General features: G+C 36.0%; 2 protein-coding genes. Both read left to right on the forward strand.

Going from position 1 to position 1,073, the window contains the following annotated elements:
- The coding region (locus tag ABIB30_RS27245; RefSeq protein ID WP_354306168.1) for a transposase at window positions 1–422 on the forward strand (422 nt) is incomplete at its 5' end.
- Window positions 419–1,073, forward strand: a 655-nt coding sequence (locus ABIB30_RS27250; RefSeq protein ID WP_354306169.1) for an IS3 family transposase, incomplete at its 3' end; no start/stop codon positions are given. The genes ABIB30_RS27245 and ABIB30_RS27250, both read left to right, overlap by 4 nt.

Genomic DNA, 1,073 nt, shown 5'->3' on the forward strand with positions numbered 1-1,073 from the left:
TGTCCGTTCCTGAAAAGAGTTTACATAAGAAAGTTTTTCAAAACAGAAAAATGAGTATAAAAGACGAAAAGCCGAATAAAGGCAAAGGGGGTAGAAAAGCTATCCATTCAGACAGTTTTAAGGTTCAGGTAGCCTTAGAATATTTATCAGGATCTTACAGTTATCCACAGGTAGGAAAAAAATATGGATTAGCAGAACATACTGTGTTGTGGTTCGTATCTTGGTACCGAAAGAATCAAGATCTTATGATAGCTGATGAACCAATTGAAGCAGAATATGGAGCCTTAAACCCTTCCCAGATCAGAGCCCTTGAAAAGCGAGTGGCTTTAGCAGAAATGAAGGTAGCAGTTCTTGAAAAAGTAATTGCTATTGCTAATGCAGAATATGGTACAGATCTTAAAAAAAAAGCTGCTACCAAGTGATTGCTGAGCTAAGAGGTACCCGCAAGTATTATAGTATAGCTAATCTTTGTTGGGTAAATGGTTATACCAGGCAAGCTTGGTATAACCATTTAAAAAGTGTTCAGTTACATTTTTTAGAAGAACATATTGTGCTTGAAAAGATTCAGCAAATCAGGAAAGAACTTCCAAAAACGGGATGTGTAAAGCTACACAAGGAGCTCAATAATGGATTTTTACAAGCTCATGGGATTACTATGGGTAGAGACGCTGTATTTGATTTGGTACGTGCACATGGCCTGCTGATTAAGACCAAAAAGAAATGGGTATATACGACTAATTCATTTCATCGCTATAAAATACATCCTGATTTAGTTCAACGAAGGCCGGCAATTCAAGCAGAAGAAATATGGGTTAGTGATATTACCTACCTGCGTACAGACAGTTGTTTTGTTTATCTTTCTTTAGTGACTGATGCTTATTCTAGAAAAATTGTGGGCTACCATTTAGCAAGTGATTTAAAGACCATTGGATGTATTAAAGCATTAAAACAAGCTTTAAAAGACAGAAAATATCCTTTAAGGCCGCTTATTCATCATTCTGACAGGGGAACTCAATATTGTTGTGATGATTATGTGACTTTATTGAAGGATAGTAATATTCAAATCAGCATGA

This window comes from Pedobacter sp. UYP1, assembly GCF_040547305.1.
Taxonomy (GTDB): Bacteria; Bacteroidota; Bacteroidia; order Sphingobacteriales; family Sphingobacteriaceae; genus Pedobacter.